The 13,995-nt window shown below is 42.3% G+C and carries 10 protein-coding genes; 4 read left to right on the top strand and 6 right to left on the bottom strand.

Features of this window, described 5'->3' with window-relative positions; translation table 11 throughout:
• Positions 1 to 27: 27 nt before the first annotated feature.
• On the bottom strand, positions 28 to 1,281 hold the full coding sequence (locus ACMVDV_RS06055) for an efflux RND transporter periplasmic adaptor subunit (protein ID WP_416157540.1): 1,254 nt from the start codon (positions 1,279 to 1,281) through the stop codon (positions 28 to 30).
• Positions 1,282 to 2,066: 785 nt separating this feature from the next.
• Between ACMVDV_RS06055 and gltB the strand changes: the two genes are divergently transcribed.
• Together gltB and ACMVDV_RS06045 are read left to right on the top strand one after the other, a co-directional pair.
• Positions 2,067 to 6,524 carry a glutamate synthase large subunit gene (gltB, locus tag ACMVDV_RS06050; RefSeq protein WP_416157539.1) on the top strand — a complete coding sequence of 1,486 codons (4,458 nt, stop codon included), beginning with the start codon at positions 2,067 to 2,069 and terminating at the stop codon, positions 6,522 to 6,524.
• Positions 6,525 to 6,533: 9 nt separating this feature from the next.
• Positions 6,534 to 7,949 carry an FAD-dependent oxidoreductase gene (locus ACMVDV_RS06045; RefSeq protein ID WP_416157538.1) on the top strand — a complete coding sequence of 472 codons (1,416 nt, stop codon included), beginning with the start codon at positions 6,534 to 6,536 and terminating at the stop codon, positions 7,947 to 7,949.
• A 597-nt stretch (positions 7,950 to 8,546) separates the two neighbouring features.
• Here the strand turns inward: ACMVDV_RS06045 and istB are convergent.
• From istB to ACMVDV_RS06030, 3 genes are all read right to left on the bottom strand, one after another.
• Entirely contained in the window at positions 8,547 to 9,302 is a 756-nt protein-coding gene (gene istB, locus ACMVDV_RS06040; protein ID WP_416157196.1) for an IS21-like element helper ATPase IstB, read from the bottom strand.
• Between the two features lie 11 nt (positions 9,303 to 9,313).
• Positions 9,314 to 10,864, bottom strand: a complete 1,551-nt coding sequence (istA, locus tag ACMVDV_RS06035; RefSeq protein ID WP_416157195.1) for an IS21 family transposase — start codon at positions 10,862 to 10,864, stop codon at positions 9,314 to 9,316.
• A gap of 661 nt (positions 10,865 to 11,525) precedes the next feature.
• Positions 11,526 to 12,257, bottom strand: a complete 732-nt coding sequence (locus ACMVDV_RS06030; protein ID WP_416157537.1) for an Ig-like domain-containing protein — start codon at positions 12,255 to 12,257, stop codon at positions 11,526 to 11,528.
• A 278-nt stretch (positions 12,258 to 12,535) separates the two neighbouring features.
• Here ACMVDV_RS06030 and ACMVDV_RS06025 point away from each other — a divergent pair, with 278 nt between their 5' ends.
• Both ACMVDV_RS06025 and ACMVDV_RS06020 read left to right on the top strand, forming a co-directional pair.
• Complete coding sequence (locus tag ACMVDV_RS06025; protein ID WP_416157536.1) at positions 12,536 to 12,733, top strand: hypothetical protein; 198 nt, start codon at positions 12,536 to 12,538, stop codon at positions 12,731 to 12,733.
• Between the two features lie 63 nt (positions 12,734 to 12,796).
• Complete coding sequence (locus tag ACMVDV_RS06020) at positions 12,797 to 12,880, top strand: hypothetical protein (RefSeq protein WP_416159059.1); 84 nt, start codon at positions 12,797 to 12,799, stop codon at positions 12,878 to 12,880.
• A gap of 261 nt (positions 12,881 to 13,141) precedes the next feature.
• On the opposite strand, the gene ACMVDV_RS06015 is transcribed toward ACMVDV_RS06020, so the two are convergent.
• Both ACMVDV_RS06015 and ACMVDV_RS06010 read right to left on the bottom strand, forming a co-directional pair.
• Positions 13,142 to 13,447: a GRAM domain-containing protein gene (locus ACMVDV_RS06015; RefSeq protein ID WP_416157535.1), complete on the bottom strand. Its 306-nt coding sequence runs from the start codon at positions 13,445 to 13,447 to the stop codon at positions 13,142 to 13,144.
• A gap of 103 nt (positions 13,448 to 13,550) precedes the next feature.
• A complete protein-coding gene (locus ACMVDV_RS06010) occupies positions 13,551 to 13,976 on the bottom strand; it encodes a hypothetical protein (protein ID WP_416157534.1) in 426 nt (141 codons plus the stop codon).
• Positions 13,977 to 13,995: the final 19 nt, after the last annotated feature.

The raw sequence follows: 13,995 nt of genomic DNA, 5'->3' as shown, positions 1-13,995 counted from the left end.
GAGTTGATCCTTGTAATATGTTTGTTCTTATCTCAGTAATAATGTTGGCGCTTGTTTAAAGTTATCGTAACTGGAAATGATCAGTTGATCGCCAGGGCTTACGCCTTGTATTAGTTCTATTGCATTGATACTGCTTGCGCCGGTTGTAATATTTACCAGCTGTGCGGTGTCGCCGATGACTTTATAAACCTGTGTACCACCTTGCTGCATAAACGCGCCGCGTTTGATTTGTAAAACGTCATCACGGTTTTCTAATAAAATGCGCGCTGTTAAGCGCTGGTTTTGGCGAATGCCTTTTAGCTCTTCGTCAAAGCGTACGCGGGTCGTTACTTCACGATTGTTTACTTCAGGGGAAATTGCCGATAACACACCGGTCACTTGTTTGGCCCCTAAGGTTAACTCTACTTCCATCCCTAAACCGAGTTCGTTGGCATAACTTTCCGGTACTTGCAGTTGTGCTTCAAAATTACTTAAATCGACCAGCGTCATTAACGGCTGGCTTTGCGTAACGGCTGCTTTTTGTTGCACCAGTAAGTTACCAACAATACCATTGACACTGGCTTTAATTGTTAGGTTACTCACTTGGCGATTTAACTCATCAACAATCAATTGTTGGCGAGCAAGATCACGCTCCGCTGCTTTAAGCTCAAATGCCAGCGTATCTTTAGCAAGTTCAACTTCTTGCTGAGCGTGTTTGTAAGAAAGCTTGGCACGGGCAAGATCATCAACTGCTTTTTCTAAATCAATTTGGCTGATCAAGTTTTTTTCGATAGAAAGCTTAGCACGGCGATTTTCCCTGTCTGCTGCATTGAGCTCTACTTGGGCGAGATCAAGCGTTTTGGTTAAGCTGAGTTTTTGGCGACGTGCTTCCAAATGCTTACGTTGTAACTCGCCATCAAGACGGGCTAATACAGATTGGTGCTGTTTTAACTCATTGGTTAATTCTGGGCTGTCGACTAATGCGATAATGTCATCTTTATTAACTTTATCGCCGGCTTTAACTTGTAGATCCACATAGCCACGTTCAGGGCTATACACCTTGGGAGCGTTTGCAGCGACAATTTTACCGCTGGCAGCTACATCCCGTACTAAACGACTCATATTAACGGTCGCAATGTGTAATGAAGCCCGATCAACAGAAATACTGCCTTGGTTACTGCCCATAAACGCTTGTGCACATAAAGCAAGTACGGCCAGTGATAGCGCCAGTGCTATTAATGGTTTTTTGTAACTACGTTTTTGCTTAACACTTACATCTTGTCCGCTGGTGTCTTTTATCATGAGTGATCCTTAGCTATGTCTATTTTCGCAGTAAGTGATCATCAAGCTCACTGCAAGCACAGTGATTGGTGAAACTAAAAATAAACTGAGAATAAACATAAGTTGTGTCCTGTAATTATCTTTTCATGTTTATTCGAATATCATGCCAATAATTAATGTCTTTACTTTCAATGGTTTAATGTTTTTTATGAAAAATGAATGTGTCCGTGGACAGAATAAGTGTCCGCAGTGGACAGTTATTTTTTAAAACAGCTTTCCGTCTAGGGAAAGGGATCCACTGTTTAAATAAAATTGGAGCGCGTAATTTATGCAATTATGTTCATTTTTATTGATAGTTATGCATGAGTTTGCTAATTCTCAGGGGCGATTGAAATAAGTTTGTTTGAAGTTATTACTCTAAGCCGATTGGGGATAGCGATTTATGCATACGTAAAAAGGTAATAAATAACAATAAAGATAAAATGCATACAATATAAACAGTGAATAAATATTCACTTTTCCGATGGTTTACGTTGACGTAAACTGTAAGTTGCTAGCGTGGTGTTTTTTACAACTTGTTAAATATGACACCAGTGTCATAAAAAAATAACGGGTGAATTATCGCTAAATGTTAAAAATAGACATGAAATAAAAAGATTGTGTTGTAGTGAGAAATATTCAAGAATGTGAATATGTATTCAAAGTGCTATTGACTCAATGTGCAATTGGCGATAGTTTTGACTGTCTGCTAGCAAACCGTCGAGAAGGTCATTCATAGCTAGCTGTTGTAGCAAGGGGAGGGGTCTATGTTATACGACTCAAAATTAGAAAAAGATAATTGTGGCTTTGGCTTAATTGCCCAGGTCAATGGTCAAGCAAGTCATCGCTTAATTCGTACAGCGATCACCGGCTTAGACCGTATGGAACACCGTGGTGGTATTTCTGCCGACGGCAAAACAGGCGATGGCTGTGGCTTATTATTACAAAAGCCAGATAGCTTTTTTCGTGCGATTGCCGCTGAACAAAATTGGCACTTAGGTAAAAATTATGCCGTTGGCATGATTTTCCTAAATTCAGATCCAGTACTTGCGCAAGCTGCAAAAGATATATTGAGTGAAGAACTCGAAAAAGAAACCCTCAATATTCAAGGTTGGCGTGTAGTACCAACAGATGAATCATGTTTAGGGCCGATTGCAATAAAGCAGTTACCTAAATTTGAACAGATCTTTGTTAATGCACCAGAGGGCTGGCGTCCTAAAGATTTAGAACGTCGTTTATACGTTGCGCGCCGTCGTGCTGAAAAGCGTTTAAGCGAAGATGATGGCTTTTATATTGCCAGCTTGTCAGGGTTAGTAACTATCTACAAAGGCTTAATGATGCCAGTGGATCTGCCTAACTTCTATTTAGATTTAGCTGATATTCGCATGACCAGTGCGATTTGTGTATTCCACCAACGTTTTTCGACTAATACGCAACCACGCTGGCCTTTGGCTCAGCCGTTTCGTTATTTAGCGCATAATGGTGAGATCAACACTATACAAGGTAATCGTCAGTGGGCACGTGCTCGTTCATATAAGTTTGCATCGCCGCTTATTCCAGATTTGCAAAGTGCAGCGCCATTTGTCAATGAAACCGGCTCGGATTCATCAAGCCTAGATAATATGCTTGAACTGTTTTTAGCTGGTGGCATGGATTTATTCCGTGCTATGCGTATGCTAGTACCGCCTGCATGGCAGAAAAACCGTGCCATGGATGATGACTTACGGGCGTTTTACGACTTTAACTCAATGCACATGGAACCATGGGATGGCCCTGCGGGTATCGTGATGTCGGATGGGCGCTTTGCCGCGTGTAACTTAGATCGTAATGGTCTGCGCCCGGCACGTTATGTGATCACTCAAGATGGCTTTATTACACTGGCCTCAGAGGTTGGTATTTGGGATTACACTGCGGATGAAGTGGTTGAGAAAGGCCGCGTTGGCCCGGGTGAGCTACTCGTTATTGATACTCAATTAGGTAAAATTTGGCACTCAGACGAAATCGATCGCGACCTTAAATCTCGCCACCCATACAAAGCATGGCTTGAGGCCAATGTTAAGCGCTTAACGCCGTTTGAACAGTTGTCAGAGCAAGATGCGGGCAACCGTTCGTTTGATGACGAAACATTACTGAAATACCAAAAAATGTTTGGTTACACCAATGAAGAACTTGATAGCGTTATTCGCGTGATGGGTGAAATTGGCCAAGAAGCCACCGGTTCAATGGGTGATGACACGCCATTTGCAGTGCTTTCGGAAGGTAACCGCTCATTGTTTGATTACTTCCGCCAAAAGTTTGCGCAAGTAACGAATCCGCCAATCGATCCACTGCGTGAAAATCATGTAATGTCGCTGGCGACCTGTATCGGTAGTGAGCAAAACGTGTTTAACGAGACCACAGGACACGCTAAGCGTCTACAGTTTGATACGCCAATTTTAATGTATGCTGATATGCAGCAGCTACTTAGTGCCGATCAAGCGCATTACAGCTATTGCAAAATCGATATCACTTACAGCAAAGAAGAAGGCCTTGGCGATGCGGTAACCCGTATTTGTGACGAAGCGCAAGAAAAAGCCGCTGCTGGCTGTGTGATGTTGTTTTTAAGCGACCGTAATTTTGATGAGAATAAATTACCAATTCCTGCCGCTATGGCTGTTGGAGCGGTACAAAAGCGTTTAGTTGATAACAACTTACGTTGTGAATCAAATATCATCATCGAAACAGGCAGTGTCCGTGACGCGCATCAATTTGCGGTATTAATTGGTTTTGGTGCAACGGCAATTTACCCGTACTTAGCCTATGAATCACTGGTTGCGATGAGCGACTCTAAAGTGATCAACAAGAGCTATTGCCAAGTTACGCTTGCTTATCGTAATGCAATCAACAAAGGCTTGTACAAGATCATGTCAAAAATGGGTATTAGTACCGTGGCATCGTATCGTTGTTCAATGCTGTTTGAAGCGGTTGGTTTGTCGGATGCAATTGTTGATACCTGTTTTAATGGTGTGGCAAGTCGCATTAAAGGCGCGTGCTTTACTGATTTTGATGATGATCAACGCAAGTTACATACTTTGGCATTGAGTAAACGTAAATTACTCAGCCATGGTGGCTTATTAAAGTATGTTCATGGCGGCGAGTATCACGCGTACAACCCTGATGTTATTCAAACGCTACAAAAAGCGGTGCGCTCAGGCGAGTATTCTGATTACAGCGTATACGCAGATCTGGTTAATAAGCGCCCAATCGCTACATTGCGTGACATGCTTGCACTTAAACTGCCAGCAGAGGGGATCAGTATTGATGATGTTGAGCCTGCTACTGATCTTTATAAGCGTTTTGATTCAGCCGCAATGAGTATCGGTGCATTATCGCCAGAGGCGCATGAAGCGCTTGCAATTGCGATGAACCGTTTAGGTGGCTGTTCAAATTCAGGTGAAGGCGGCGAAGACAAACTTCGTTATGGTACTGAGAAAAATTCACGTATTAAACAAGTTGCGTCAGGTCGTTTTGGCGTAACGCCGCATTATTTACGCAGTGCTGACGTGATCCAAATTAAAGTAGCGCAAGGTGCGAAACCAGGTGAGGGCGGGCAATTACCGGGCGAAAAAGTCACCCCGTATATTGCTAAGCTGCGTTACTCGGTACCGGGTGTGACCTTAATTTCACCTCCACCGCATCACGATATTTATTCGATTGAAGATTTAGCTCAGCTTATTTTCGATTTAAAACAAGTAAACCCTAAAGCGCTGATCTCAGTAAAACTGGTATCAGAGCCAGGTGTGGGCACCATCGCCACTGGTGTTGCTAAAGCGTATGCTGATTTAATTACTATTTCAGGCTATGACGGCGGTACTGGCGCAAGCCCGCTTACCTCGGTTAAATATGCGGGTAGCCCGTGGGAGCTAGGTCTTGCTGAAACACAACAAGCGCTGGTTGAAAACGGTTTACGTCATCGTATTCGTTTGCAAACTGATGGTGGTTTAAAAACCGGCCTTGATATCATCAAAGCCGCTATTTTAGGCGCAGAGAGCTTTGGTTTTGGTACGGGTCCTATGGTTGCGCTTGGTTGTAAATACCTACGTATTTGCCACCTGAATAACTGTGCAACCGGTGTAGCAACGCAAGACGAAACATTGCGTCAAAAGCATTATCACGGCCTACCAGAAATGGCGATGAACTACTTTAAGTTTATTGCTCAAGAAGCCCGTGAAATTATGGCAAGCCTTGGGGTTGCCAAATTAACAGACTTAATTGGTCGTCTTGATTTACTCGAAGCGATTGAAGGTAAAACGGCAAAGCAGCAAAAAATTGATTTATCGTCAGTGATTGCACAGCCGAATAACCCAACTGGTGAAACCTTATACTGCAGCGCACCGAATACGTCGCATTATTTAGGTAAGTTGAATGAAACCTTACTTGCTAAAGCTCAACAAGCAATTGATGAGAGCAGCGGTATTTCACTGGTCAGCCGTATTTGTAACACCGACCGTTCAGTGGGCGCGATGTTATCGGGTTATATTGCCGATAAACATGGTAACCAAGGCATGGCGGCAGATCCTGTCTCGATTGAGTTACACGGTACAGCGGGTCAATCATTTGGTGTATGGAATGCTGGTGGCCTTGAAATGACCCTAGTCGGCGATGCTAACGATTACGTCGGTAAAGGCATGGCGGGCGGTAAGCTGGTTATTCGCCCACCACTGGGTTCGTCATTTGCAAGCCACAAAGCGACCATCGCAGGTAATACCTGTTTATATGGTGCAACGGGTGGCAAGCTGTTTGCTGCAGGTTGTGCTGGAGAGCGTTTTGCGGTTCGTAACTCAGGCGTGCAAGCGGTTGTTGAAGGCGTAGGTGATAATGGCTGTGAGTACATGACCGGTGGCGTAGTGTGCGTGCTGGGCAATGTAGGCGTGAACTTTGGTGCCGGTATGACCGGCGGCTTTGCCTATATTTTGGATGAGCGTAATGACTTTGAAAAACGCATCAATCCAGAGCTAGTCGAAGTGGTGCTGTTAGATGAGCTGGCGTCACACCAAGAGCATTTGCGTGGTCTAATTGCTGAGCATTTAGAACTAACTGGCTCAAGCCGTGCAGAAACTATTTTAGCCAGTTTTGAAGCGTATTTACCAAAATTCAAACTAGTTAAGCCGAAATCAAGTGATGTGAAAAGTTTACTCGGGCATCGCGCTCGTAGTAGTGCTGAACTTCGTGTTCAAGCACAGTAAGGGGGTAGTATGAGCGAGAATGTATATCAATTTATAGACGTGCAGCGGGTTGATCCCCGCAAAAAGCCAATTTCATCACGTAAAAAATCATTTGTTGAAATTTACGAACCCTTTTCAGAGAAGCAAGTAAACTCACAAGCGGATCGCTGCCTAGATTGTGGTAATCCGTATTGTGAATGGAAATGCCCAGTGCATAACTATATCCCACAGTGGTTAAAGTTAATTCGCACTGGCCGTATCCTTGAAGCCGCGGAGCTATCACACCGCACAAATAGTTTACCAGAAGTGTGTGGCCGGGTGTGCCCACAAGACCGTTTGTGTGAAGGTTCATGTACATTAGACGAAGAGTTTGGTGCCGTCACCATAGGTAATATTGAAAAATATATTACTGATACTGCATTCAAAATGGGCTGGAAGCCTGATATGTCGTACGTGGTATGGACAGATAAAAAAGTCGCTATCATCGGTGCGGGGCCTGCAGGCCTAGGTTGCGCTGATATTCTAGTGCGTAATGGAGTAAAACCAGTGGTATTTGATCGTCACCCAGAAATTGGTGGCTTGCTTACCTTTGGTATTCCATCGTTCAAACTTGAAAAACAAGTCATGCAAAAACGTCGTGAAATTTTCACCGAAATGGGGGTTGAGTTTAAACTTAACACTGAAGTCGGTGTTGATATCACTATGGATGAAATATTGGCCGAATACGACGCAGTATTTTTGGGAGTGGGGACTTATCAAAGCATGCGTGCGGGCCTTGAGAATGAAGATGCACCAGGTGTTCATGATGCGTTGCCGTTCTTGATCGGTAATACCAACCGCGTCATGGGTTATGACGAATCAAACCAAGCTTACATTGACATGGCAGAGCAAAAAGTTGTGGTGTTAGGTGGTGGTGATACCGCGATGGACTGTGTACGTACCTCAATTCGTCAAGGTGCGGAAAAAGTAATCTGTGCTTATCGTCGTGATGAAGAAAACATGCCAGGTTCAAGACGTGAAGTGAAAAACGCCAAAGAAGAGGGTGTTGAATTTACCTTTAACGTGCAGCCAACCGGTATAGTACTAAACGACAACGGCCATGTTGCAGGCGTACAAATGGTGAAAACCCAAATGGGTGAACCAGATGAAAAAGGCCGCAGCCGAGCTGAAATTATACCCGGTTCTGAGCATGTGATTGAAGCCGACCAAGTACTCATGGCATTTGGTTTCAAACCACACAAAATGGATTGGTTAGAAAAGTATGATGTAGAAATAAACCACTGGGGCGGCATTAACGCACCAGAGCAAGGTGAATTTACCCATCAAACAACCAACCCTAAAATCTTTGCCGGCGGCGATATCGTCCGTGGCTCTGATTTAGTAGTCACCGCCATCTTCGAAGGGCGCAACGCCGCCGAAGGGATCATGGACTATTTGAAAGTGTAAACCTTTCAGACATAAAGATGTAAAGAGCAAGCCAAATGGCTTGCTTTTTTTATGGCTTCAATAATAGCCATAAGCCATAAGTTTTAAGTTACTCGGTGTTAAAGTAAGCGATGTAGGTAGGGTTGAGTAGTAGAACGAAACCCAACGAAAAAATACATTATTAGTCTGCATCAGGAACTTGCATTATCGAGTGTTTTATATCACTCAATTGTGGAAAAGCCATTTAAATAATGATCCACAAAGAGGTTAAGAGGCGCTGCGCTTAAGAGCAGACATTAAGACTATATTTAAGTCGCAGAGGTAAAACGCGGCCCCATTTCCTTCTATGAAGCAAGTAATTTGACCCCTTTTACTTTTTTATGCAGGCTACCCACACTTCACTGGGGGGAGTCTGATATCCCCCTCCTGGCCAACTTCTCTAAAGCAATAAATATACCCAAGCAGGACTTACGCAAGTTCATCTGAACCGCACATAAAAAACGAACTAAAAGCCTTGTGATGATCAGGTTTTCCTGACTGCGTATTCTCATGACTTTGATCACCGATTCTCATCAGCTTTGATCACCTGATTTATCATTTTGTAGAGCCGTTTTTAAATTAGCTTAACTGATCATCATCAGTCAATTTATTTAACTGTTTTCGTATCGATTCTCCTTTTAAGTTCAACTTAATCGAACCATGAATTAGCCTATCTAAAATGGCGTCAGCATGGGTTGATTCTCCGATCATCTCATGCCAGTTTTCCTGCGGGAGCTGGCTTATAATTATGTGTGATTTATACCCATACCGCGCATCGATTAATTCGAGTAAGTCACCTCGTTGCTGCGCACTCAGTGGTTCAAGCCCCCAGTCGTCTAAGATCAGTAGATCATACTTTATTAGCTTCGCTAGTAATTTTCGGTAACTACCATCTGCTTGTGCTAGAAACAGGCTTTCGAGTAGTTCTTTTAATCGAATATAGTAAACACTTTTTCCTTGTAGGCAGTGCTCATGTCCTAAGGCACACGCAAGGTATGTTTTTCCACAGCCTGTTGCCCCGGTGATTAAGATATTTTGATGTAAGTTCAGCCAGCTATTTTGGCTTAAGTTACGTATCTGTGCTTTTTCTATATTGCGTGTCGGCGAGTAAATCAGTTGATTTAACTGAGCCGGTAAGCGGAATTTAGCGTGTCGCACGAGCCGGTCGATTTTTCTTTGCTCACGCGTGTCAATTTCATGTGTTAGCAATAAACTGATACGCTCTATAAAGCTTTGCTCTTGGTATAAGTTAGGCTGCTCAAGCTGCTGTTTTAATGCGTGTTTTATGCCTGATAGCTTGAGTAGCTGAAGTTGTTGATTAATGGTGTCTATCATGATTCATTTCCTTAATGGTAATACTGTGTGCCGCGTATGTTGCCATGCTTAATTGGCTTTTCTGGCTCTGTTTGCTGTGTGGGTAACGGTTGTTGATCCAACCCTTTCTTCAGCATCTGCTTTATTGATTTGAGTGTGGTCGTATTCATTATGATTGCGCGATAGCACGCTTGCTCAAGCCGCTCTTTTGAATAGATTTTAGCTAAACTTAACACCCCTAAACAGGCGCGATAAGCGTGCTCGGGGTGACGCCGTCCACTGAGCTGTAACTCAATAACTTGGTGGGTATACTCCCCAATACTTAATGCCCATGAGCGTAAATTTATCGGTGACTGCTCATGCTGTTTTTGATGCGCCAGAGGCATATGATGAGACTGTGTTGTATGCCCACCTAAACGATGTGAGCGAGGATGTTGTGCGATTAAGGTATCGTCATGATAAAGCTGTACTAGCTGATTGGTTATGTGTGCGCGTAATTGTTTCTTAACCCACTGATACGGCACACTGTAGTAATGTTTTTCTATTTCAACATGATAATCAATGTGCACTCGCACCGTTTTGATTTGTGTATAGTGATAAGGCTTTTCAGGCAATGGCTTTAATGCGCTTTTATCCACCCTATCAAATAGCTGTTTACGTGACTGTTGATATTGCTTCATGACCTTATTGTTCATAGCATCAAGTAGTTTTGCTATTTCTCGATTTAGGTGCGCTAAGCTGTAGAAGGTTTGCTTGCGTAGACGTGCCATGATCCAACGCTCAACAATTTGTACACCGACTTCAGCCTTCGATTTATCTTTGGGTTTATAAGGTCTAGCGGGTATGACCGCGACATTAAAATACTCGGCTAATTGATGATACGTGGGGTTTAAATCAGGCTCGTAGCGACAGGGTTTACTAACGGCGCTTTTTAAGTTGTCGGGAATAACAAGTTCAGGAACACCGCCTAAAAACGCAAAGCAACGGGCATGACTCATCACCCAATCTTCAAGTTGTTGACTATACGTTGCCTCAGCATAGGTATAATTTGATGCGCCGAGCACGGCAACAAACACTTGAGCAGGTCGTGTTTCCTGTGTTGTAGGGCACGTGATGGTCAGCGTGGGGCCACAATAATCCACAAACAGCTTTTCACCGCCTTTATGATGCTGACGCATCGACAATCGTTGTTTGCCCACCCATTCCCGATAGGCTCGGCAAAAGTGGCTATAACTGTAATAAGGCTCACCGACTTTCTCACGCAATTCATCAAATACTAACTGCAACGTCAAATGTTTGTGCTGCTTCAAATCCTTATTGATGGTGAGCCAGTCAGGTGTTGGGTATCTTTTTTGACGGGTTGAGAAGTCCCTGATTTTTGTATTAAGAAAAGTACCGTGTTGTTTATCTTCAGGTAACGGCCATTGGTTTAAGCCTAACTCATTGGCCTTTTTAACGTAATTAGCCACAGTGCCAGGGGAGATAGTTAAGCTTCTGGCAATCTCTCGATGGGATAATTTTGCTGAATATTTCAGCCGTAAAATAGCATGTAATTTACTCATAGATATAGGTCTTGTTGACATTATTGTTATCCTCATCAAATGATTTAGATAACGGTTTAACATACCTACAAAAATGATAAAACGTGAACTCGGTGAGGAGTGGCATTAAGCTTTGATCGGCAAAATCATTAAGAACACAAAAGTGATCATTATCGAGTGATTTTCGTGATCAAAGCTTAATGAGAATAAGTGATCAAAGTTAATGCCATTGGGTGATCAAAGCTGGAGAGAATATGCACCTGACCAAAAAATATCAGATTACCAAGGATGTGGGGGTGAATAACTTAGACACGTTCTTCGTAAGTATCGATGATTTTTGTTTATTGCTTAAACCTTAATGGCAAGCACACTTACTCGAAACGGGTGAAAAGCAGTGATTTTCCAAACCTACTGGTATCGCCTTTAGGGACTCCACGCCATTGAAGCAATATCAAGCGTCAACCCATTTAAGGTTGGGATCGAGCAATGTCATCAAAACGGCGTTTGATCGACTTAAGAGCTTGCATAACTGGATCATAAGGACATCGTAGCTGCATTTCAATCATCGTGAACTTGATGGCAGGACTTAGTGCTCATACTGTTCGTGCTAAAAAGCCGAATATTAAGGTAACTCGGCTCTAGTTTTTTATAGATCTCGGGGTAATTAAAATCGCCTTTCCAATTTTATATTTCTAGTTGGGCGTTAATTTGATACCGAAATAGAAACTGTCGCTACGGCGCTTGTAATATCATAAAGGTTATTACCCTTAATGCGATATTGGAACGAATCCTGGCCAATGAACCCAGCTTTAGGTGTATAGGTAATAGAGTAGTCACTGTTAACAGATACTGTACCGTTAGTTGGTGAGCTAAAAACCTCAACACCGTAATAATATGCTACACCAGTGTCGTTATCTTTAACGTACACATCAACTGGTTGATCAATGAATGTCTGTGCCGAGTCATCACTCGGATAAACATCGTAATTACCATCAAAAGCTTGGTCTAAACTCACTCTAATCTCTCCCCACTCCGACGTTTCTCCAGCAGGGTTAACAATGCGAAATGGAATAGTATCAATCTCTTGGTTACCGTTGTCTTCACCTGAAAAGTAAAGAACCTTGCCCTTAAATTTAACCCAACGTCTATCTAATGTGTTGTATGCAACCGCCTGTCCGTATGTAGTGTAAGCTTTGTCATAAAAGCCTATCTGGTCGTAGGTTTTACTACCATCCAATTGAATACGCAATTCACTGTTTGGATAATTTGGATCAGTCACGTTGCCATCAGCAAAGATATTAAACTCTTCTTGAATGTTTAATCCTGCATTGTACTCAAATATGGCTTTATCAAGCTGAGGCGCTGCACTTACTAATGGTGCAAATAGCGCTACACTTACGCTGAGTGACTTTAGCCACATTGTATTTAATTTCATTATCTTATTTCCTTATGAATAGATTTCCAATTTCATTAACTGAGCCTTAATTAGAAACAAGACCATACCAAAAAAACATTAAACTTACAATATTAACAACTGGTAATCTTGTCATGTTAATAACTTTAGATATTAAGCCCACAGCAATTGCAACATACAAAAATTAGTAAGCCTAAGATTAATTAAAGACAAACACGACTTTTTGTTACCATTATGTTGATACGTTTTGCTTTTCGCGTTACTGCTCGTTGCTTTACCGGCGCACAGGTCAGACTGCAGTGAGTGTAATAACACTAACCTTACAAGCCATATTTTGTCTTGTAAGTAACACTTTGTTAAGTTGTATTGCACTACTAAATGGCTGCACAACGTTAAGTCAAGATGAGTGTAAAGTCTCGAATTGGCAAAGTTTAGGTTATAAACATGGCGTAAACGGTGGTGATTATGCCGATGGCATAACAAAGACCGCGACGTGAAACGATTACAATATCACCCCAAACGTAGCACAATTTAAAAGTAGCTACGAACGTGGTTTAGCTGTGTATTGTCAACCTGAAAACGGCTTTACTCTTGCTATGCGCGGAGTCTCGTATAGCGGTGTATGTAACAGCCGTGCATTTTGAAAAGCGTGGGAAGAAGGTAACGACTGTTATCAAATCCAACAACTCTCTGAAATTAATCAGCAATAACATCACGCAAACGCAGCGCAAAGAGTTAAATACATAGCAACGCCAATTAGAACGTGAGTTAAAAGACTTAAGACGCGAAAAATCCTTATTACTACTATTGAATAAAACCCAACCCACGGTGGCGAATTAAGCGCCGAGTTATTTGTGGGGGTCCTAGCGCCTAGCACCTCCAGCCTAGTATCTTTCCTTTAATACTTAATGCCTCGCTTGCAGACAATTCAGCCACTCATCGGGTTCAGCTAAAATAAACTCTAAGTGATGATTTTCTTTGGTGGTTATTTTAATCCCTGACGTTGTGATAGGCAGCACACCGGCTGCTTTACCAGCGCATTTCTCAACATGAGAGATATTATTAAGTTTTATCGCGTAACTGCCTAGGCTAAGTTGTTTATTGAGGGCCTCAAAGTGCAAAATATTATCTGTTAAAGTGAGGCGTCCATCTGCTTTACCGACTCCTAGTTGTAATGTTGCATAACAGCGTTTCAATTGTGTTGCGTTCATTATTCACTCCATCGATTTTATTATTTTCTTGAGTGTATGTGGGTAACCTTAATGTGTCAATCATGTAAATAAAATGTTTTATTTTGACTGTGTTTACAACTAATTATAAAAAATTATTGGCACGATGGAGCATTTTTTGCTGTTTATTTATACGTACAAATGCAAACGCAACCAATGCCATTTGCGTACCAAGTGCACATAAGGTGAGTATTAAATCTATTCTACTATCAGTACGTTGCACTAAACCTACCTCAATAAACCAGGCAATAGCGAGCATTAAAATAAGGGAGCCATGAAAATAGCGTTGTAGTGTGATTTTAAACTGGATGTGTTTCCACTGGCTAAATATCAACAGCGCTAAACTCAGTATTGGTATTAACACCAAGCAGCTAGTTGCTATGATTAATAGCGGCTGCCATGCAGGGAAAGTCGATGTTCCGTCAGTGATAAAATAGTCGTTGCAACCAGTTAGGGATATTAAGCAAAACAAGAGGCTTGCTAATTTTGTTGAGTCTGTTTTTTTCATCATTGTAAAAGTGTACTTAGGT

Source organism: Pseudoalteromonas sp. ASV78 (assembly GCF_047806705.1).
In the GTDB taxonomy this organism is placed as follows: domain Bacteria; phylum Pseudomonadota; class Gammaproteobacteria; order Enterobacterales; family Alteromonadaceae; genus Pseudoalteromonas; species Pseudoalteromonas prydzensis_A.
Note: the sequence above shows the minus strand (reverse complement) of the source record. Positions and strands in the feature narration are given on the sequence as shown.

Bases quoted from the DNA above. Each gene is read 5' to 3' on its own strand.
- ACMVDV_RS06055 (WP_416157540.1), bottom strand. From the start codon at position 1,281: ATGATAAAAGACACCAGCGGACAAGATGTAAGTGTTAAGCAAAAACGT.
- gltB (WP_416157539.1), top strand. From the start codon at position 2,067: ATGTTATACGACTCAAAATTAGAAAAAGATAATTGTGGCTTTGGCTTA.
- ACMVDV_RS06045 (WP_416157538.1), top strand. From the start codon at position 6,534: ATGAGCGAGAATGTATATCAATTTATAGACGTGCAGCGGGTTGATCCC.
- istB (WP_416157196.1), bottom strand. From the start codon at position 9,302: ATGATAGACACCATTAATCAACAACTTCAGCTACTCAAGCTATCAGGC.
- istA (WP_416157195.1), bottom strand. From the start codon at position 10,864: ATGTCAACAAGACCTATATCTATGAGTAAATTACATGCTATTTTACGG.
- ACMVDV_RS06030 (WP_416157537.1), bottom strand. From the start codon at position 12,257: ATGAAATTAAATACAATGTGGCTAAAGTCACTCAGCGTAAGTGTAGCG.
- ACMVDV_RS06015 (WP_416157535.1), bottom strand. From the start codon at position 13,447: ATGAACGCAACACAATTGAAACGCTGTTATGCAACATTACAACTAGGA.
- ACMVDV_RS06010 (WP_416157534.1), bottom strand. From the start codon at position 13,976: ATGATGAAAAAAACAGACTCAACAAAATTAGCAAGCCTCTTGTTTTGC.